We start from the raw sequence: 5,968 nt of genomic DNA on the forward strand, positions 1-5,968 counted from the left end.
AGCTGGCGATCGCTGACTAGAGTGTGACACTTCATAATTCTTAGTAATCGCTAAAAGTCTTACTATACAAGGGCTAGAGCAACTTTTGATTTCAACGACCAGGGTGCGGAATGTGGGTAGGTATGTCTTTGTCATTTAAGGTTTCCTATAGTGACTCAGATTTCTTAAATGCTCAGAAACAGGCTCTCTTAGACATTGTGGCGGAACGAAACAAGCTGATTCATCAAGATTTAGCGCCACTCGGTACTAGCTCTATAGAAGACTATTACAAGTTAATCAGTCTTTTAGATGAACAAAACCCTCGATTATTAGCTCATCTTGAAGAGCTTGGGTGGATGCTAACCTCATGTATAGAGGGACTAAAAGACCTTCAAGAATTCATTAAATCACCAGACTTTCTAGCCAATCCGATACCTAACAAGTGCGTGTATAGGGAACGGCGGCAGACACTATCGGTTATAATGCAGACAGTTGGTCACACCCTGTCCCCAGGAAAAACTTTTTCAGCAGACCCTAGCTATTATCGAAAATTTGTGTTGAAAACCCCGTCCTTTTAGGACGGCTTTAAGCTACAATGGAAAAGGCGATAATCAAGCTAAAAACTGAACCTTGACCACAGATAGTAGGGGGTTTCGTTCAGAAAAGAAGTCAAATTCGGCCTTGAACGAGTAAAACTTTCTAGGAAATAAGGTGGAACATTAGATTTTTTCGACTTGTTCAAAGTGGCCGTCCGGCATTCGGACAATCAAAACGGACGGGTCGAAAGTGTCAGACTTAAGCAATTAAGCGTTTTTCGCTATCTGCGTCAACTCCGTTGACGCGACCACCCCAAAAAAGTGGCGTGGTGAGGAATCGCCGTCCGTTTTACGGCGGCGAGGATGTCAAACCGATAGGACTGGTTGGCCGGTAGAAATGGCCTTTTCGACGATATCGGCGGCCATTTTCACTCCTCCATTCTTCTGTAGCGCTTTTTGCATTCTCAGGGCATTTTCTCGGTAACTGGGGACGGATAACACCTTTTCAATGGCTCCTCGTAAACGGGGAACTTCTAGACGGGAAATCGGAATCACTTCCCCTGTACCCGACCATTTTATCCGAGCAGATACCCCCGGTTGGTCGTTAGTGATGGGAATGGCCACCATCGGTACAGCTTGCGCTAGGGATTCTAGGGTAGTATTTAAGCCTGCGTGGGTGATAGTAAGAGAGGCTCTGGTTAAAAGCTCTAATTGGGGAGCGTAGGGAACAACTAGGGCGTTTTTTGTCGTTATTTGAATGTTAGAGTCGGTGTTGCCCAAGGATAAAACTAATTGTACCGGCAAATCGGCACAGGCTTCGGCGATCGCATTAAAGGCCGATTGTAGGCGAGTTTGAATTGTACCGAGGGAAGCATAAATCAAGGGTTGTCCGGTTAATTTTTCGTAGGGAAAAGGAATCGTTTTTCTGGTGGAGTAATCGTGAAAGGGACCGGTAAAGTGAAAGTGAGCGGGTAAATTTGGCCGAGGAAACTCGAATTCGGCAGGTTGTTGGCTAATTTGGGCGGTGGGTGAATAGCGTTGATTGATGTTTTGATAGGGAATTAACCCCCATTCTTGACGTTGCCGGTTGATTAACTCATTCAGAGGACGAGTCAGAGAGTCAAGGAGTTTATAGCCAAGTTTATTGCGAATAACCCCGATAAATGAGGGATTATAGTCCCAACTGGTCATAAAGGGCGGAATAAGCGGATCGCGATTTAAAACCAATGCCGAACAAAAACTGATAAAGGGAATAGCCAATTTTTCTGCGATTGTACCCCCTGAGGCGGAGACTTGATCGACAATTAGAGCATCAATTCCCAAGCGACGCATCTCTTGAGGGATAGTTTCAAAGAGGGCAGCGGTAGAATCACTTACTAATTGTACCGTGCGACGGACGGCGGCTGTTCCCTGTAATTGACCAATTTCGGCTAAATTTTTGGCTGATGTGCCTTTCGGATATTTGTCGGGTGCAATTGCCTGAAAATCTAACCCAGCTGCTTGCACCATTTCTTCACCATCAAGAGTTAAAAAACAGGTAACTTTATGACCGCGTTTTTGTAACTCTTTTCCTAAAGGTAGAAGAGAATAAATATGTCCAGAGGTTGTAGGACAGAGGAAACCAAAATGAGTCATTAAACACCTCCACAGGTTTTCTTTAATTCTTCTAGATTCCAGAATGCACCACCCAAGGCGGAGAATTGTATTCCTTCAAAGCAGTTACGCACGGCCCCCAAAGCGAGGGGATTAACTAGATAAATAAACGGGACGTATTCCTGTTGAAGTTGTTGAATTTCATTATAGATAACTTTGCGCTTCTCAAAGTCTAATTCTTGGGAACCCTTGACGTATAAATCGGCGATTTTTTTCTCCCAATCCGCCGCTTGCCAGCCTTGAATGGGAGGGCTGCCGGGTTGAGGTTGTTGGTTAAAAGCGTGGAGATTTCCATCTACATACCAAATATTGGGGGCGTGGGGTTCATTATCGCCGGTAAAACCTAAAATATGTGCTTCCCAATCTAGACTATTACTCAGTTTATCAACTAAATTGCTAAAAGCGATCGCTTGAAAATCCACTTGAATTCCTATTGCGGCTAAATCATTTTTAATTTGCGCCCCAATAGCTTCCCTGATTTTATTTCCTGCATTAGTAATCAGGTTAAATCTAACGGGATTATTATCGATATCGACTAGCAGATTATCACTATTATACTTAAATCCCGCCTCTAATAATAATTCTTTGGCTTTTTCGGGATTATAATCGTAACCTTTCAGGGTTTTATCGTAAAAAGGAGATTGGATAGAAAGAAAAGAGTTTTGTTCTTGTCCCAATCCTCGATAGATATCATCAATCATTCTTTGACGATTAATGCCGTAGGCAATAGCTTGGCGGAAATTTAAGTTATTAAACCAACGGGATTTAATCGGATCTACTAGGGGTTTTCCGTCGCGGTTTCCTTGATTGAGATTAAAACCGATAAATTGGGTTCCGTAGGCAGGTCCCCCGTTAAAAATAGTGAAATTTCCTCTTTCTTCTTCAGTTTTTAAGAGGGAGAAAAATTCGGGACTTACCCCAATAGAATCTAAACTTCCCGAACGAAATTGCAGTAAAGTTGTATCCTGAGATTCAACAATTGCCCAAATTACCGAAGTTATATGGGGTAATTGTTGTCCACGGTCATCTTTTTTCCAATAGTAAGGGTTATTCTCAAAAATAATCCTTTGTCCCGTTATATATTCTTTTAGTTTATAAGCACCATTAAAAACAATTTTATCAGGAGGAGTATCTAACCCCCAAGTGGAGAGAAATTCTAACCTACCATCGGGGCTTTTTTTCTGAATAGTTTTTTCTAAAGCGTGTTTAGGTAAAATCGGTGAACTGACAGCATCTAAAAAAGGAGCAAAAGGTTCGGGGAGTTTAAATTCGATTCTGCGATTATCTAGTTTAGTGATAACTGGAAATTCTTTTTTTAATCCTATTCTTAAACTATCGCGGTAGTTGTTAGGAATATCAGGATTTAGATATAAATCTTTATAGGTAAAAACCACGTCATCAACAGTTAAGGGTTGACCATCTGACCATTTTAAACCCTCTCTGATAGTAAAAATAATGCTCAAATTATCATCGGAAATTGTCCAAGATTCTGCTAAGACCGGTTCTTTTTTGCCAGTAATGGGATTTTCTGTTAATAGTCCTTCGTAGGTTAAACCAAAAATATTCGGGGATTCGGCCGATAAAACAGCATTAAAGGTTTTTGGGTCACTTAATACCGATATGACCACTTGATTGCGTCTAACTTGATTACCACAAGCAGTTAGGGAAATCAGCAATAAACAAGAAATTAAAAATACCGTTAATCCCCGCCAAAATTTGACCATAATCTTTAATATTTTTCTGTCCGACTATCTAGAAGTAGAGACCTTGCCTTGCTATATACACCGAAACTGACCAAGCTGAAAGCCGCTGGACTGTTTCCTTGCCCCATCAATATAACAGGAAATGAGACAAAAAATCTCGCCTAGGAAAGATTGACAAAGGCGAGAAACCGTGTTTCCATCAAGAATGGGAGATAAAATCTAAGAACGTTGTTCGATCGGTGTATAGGGGACTTCGTGTTCTCCAGTGTATATTTGGGTAGGACGGAAAATGCGGTTAGCATTTAATTGTTCTTTCCAGTGGGCCAACCAACCGGCCACCCGGGAGATGGCAAAAATCGGGGTAAATAAATCACTGGGGATGCCTAATTTCCGATAGACCAATCCCGAATAGAAATCCACATTAGCATAGATACCTTTTTCGCCGTAGATATCCACCACTGCTTGTTCTAATTCTAGGGCGATATCGTAGTATTCATCGGAACCTAATTCCGCGAATAATTGTTCGGCAAGGTTTTGTAAAATCGTCGCCCGGGGATCCTTAACTTTATATACCCGGTGTCCAAAACCCATAACTTTTTGTTTATTGGCGATACATTTTTCCACATAGGGACGAACATTAGCCACCGAACCGATTTCCTCTAACATTAACAATACTTCCTCGTTTGCCCCACCGTGGAGGGGGCCGGCGAGAGTTCCCACTGCTGAAGCGATGACACCGTAGGGGTCGGTTAAAGTGGAAGCCGTCACCATGGCCGAAAAAGTCGAGGCATTCATGGTATGTTCGGCGTGGAGGGTCAAACAGACATCGAAAACTTTCGCCGCTAAATCCGTTGGTCGTCTTTCCGTCAACATATAGAGGAAATTGGCCGCATAATCAAGACTATCGTTGGGCTGAATGGGATGATTACCTTTGCGAATTAATTGAAACGCCGCCACCATGGTGGGTATTTTCGCTAATAGCCGGACTACTGCCTGACGGATATATTCGGGATTATCCAAAGCCCGACGGGCATAGTATAACCCTAAAGCCGCCGCCGAAGTTTGTAGCGCATCCATGGGATGGCCTTTTTCGGGGAAGCATTTCATCATGTCTTCGATACGGTACTTGATGCGTCGATGATAACGGATTTCATCGGCAAATTCTTCCAGTTCCGCCCCCGTGGGCAGAACACCCCAGATAAGGAGATAGGCGGTTTCGAGGAAGGTACTTTTTTCGGCGAGTTCCTCAATCCGAATGCCCCGATACTCTAAGATTCCCTTTTGCCCATCCACAAAGCTGATACTCGATTGGGCGGCGGGAATTCCTTCTAAACCTGGCCGATATTCACAAACTGTCATAGTTCTACTTTCCGTGGCGAAGATTAAGCCCTAACGCTAACTTACTTGATCTTTCCACCCTTACCGAAATTTTATAGAAATTCTTCGGTTCTGCCTCTCCCGTTCAGGATTGGGGAGAAGTGGACGGAAATTACCCCTATTTAGCGATTGCTTCGTCGATTTAGTCAACCCTGCCCTAGCGCATTTTTTCTGGGCTTACTGTTGCGACTCTAGCTAGAGGACTTGATATTTATCTACTTTTATTGTAGCGAGACTATCTCGATCGATTGAGTAGATCAATAATTTTTTTTAAGTTTCTTCGGGATTAATATTTAACTCCCGCAGTTTTGCCGCCAATCGTTCGGCCCTTTGTCGTTCCGCTTCGGCCCGTTGACTTTCCGCTTCGGCCCGTTGTCGTTCCGCTTCGGCCCGTTGACTTTCCGTTTCGGCCCGTTGACTTTCCGTTTCGGCCCGTTGCCGTTCCGCTTCGGCCCGTTGTCGTTCTTGGTTGTAACTGGTGAAAGGTTGACCATCGGGATAATACAAGAGTAACTCTGGTTCGGCTAATTGAAAACGGATACCTAAACGAGGACTTACCCAATTATCGAGATTTTCTAGACTTTCGAGGCGATTTTCCCGACGAATACAGCCGCCCAAATCATTTTTATCGGGATTATAAATGTAGTATTCTTCCACACCATAACGGTCATAAAACAGCAGTTTTCTGGTCATTTCCGTTGGGGTATTGCCCGGAGAGAG

Annotated in this window: 4 protein-coding genes and 1 pseudogene; 1 reads left to right on the forward strand and 4 read right to left on the reverse strand. The window is 43.3% G+C overall.

Annotated elements, in window-relative coordinates:
- Positions 1-122 precede the first annotated feature (122 nt).
- Positions 123-557: a hypothetical protein gene (locus EWV68_RS03555; protein WP_239698241.1), complete on the forward strand. Its 435-nt coding sequence runs from the start codon at positions 123-125 to the stop codon at positions 555-557.
- Between the two features lie 324 nt (positions 558-881).
- On the opposite strand, the gene EWV68_RS03560 is transcribed toward EWV68_RS03555, so the two are convergent.
- The 4 genes and pseudogenes from EWV68_RS03560 to EWV68_RS03575 form a co-directional block, all read right to left on the reverse strand.
- Positions 882-2,150: a glycosyltransferase gene (locus EWV68_RS03560; protein ID WP_061433487.1), complete on the reverse strand. Its 1,269-nt coding sequence runs from the start codon at positions 2,148-2,150 to the stop codon at positions 882-884.
- Positions 2,150-3,892, reverse strand: a complete 1,743-nt coding sequence (locus EWV68_RS03565) for an ABC transporter substrate-binding protein (protein ID WP_061433486.1) — start codon at positions 3,890-3,892, stop codon at positions 2,150-2,152. Before EWV68_RS03565 ends, EWV68_RS03560 begins: the two co-directional genes overlap by 1 nt.
- 198 nt (positions 3,893-4,090) lie before the next feature.
- Positions 4,091-5,230 carry a citrate synthase gene (locus EWV68_RS03570; RefSeq protein ID WP_061433485.1) on the reverse strand — a complete coding sequence of 380 codons (1,140 nt, stop codon included), beginning with the start codon at positions 5,228-5,230 and terminating at the stop codon, positions 4,091-4,093.
- Positions 5,231-5,518: 288 nt separating this feature from the next.
- Positions 5,519-5,968 (reverse strand): annotated as a pseudogene (locus EWV68_RS03575) (Uma2 family endonuclease); the annotation flags it as partial.

Origin of the sequence: Microcystis sp. M_QC_C_20170808_M9Col (assembly GCF_007095495.1) — a bacterium.
Lineage (GTDB): Bacteria > Cyanobacteriota > Cyanobacteriia > Cyanobacteriales > Microcystaceae > Microcystis > Microcystis aeruginosa.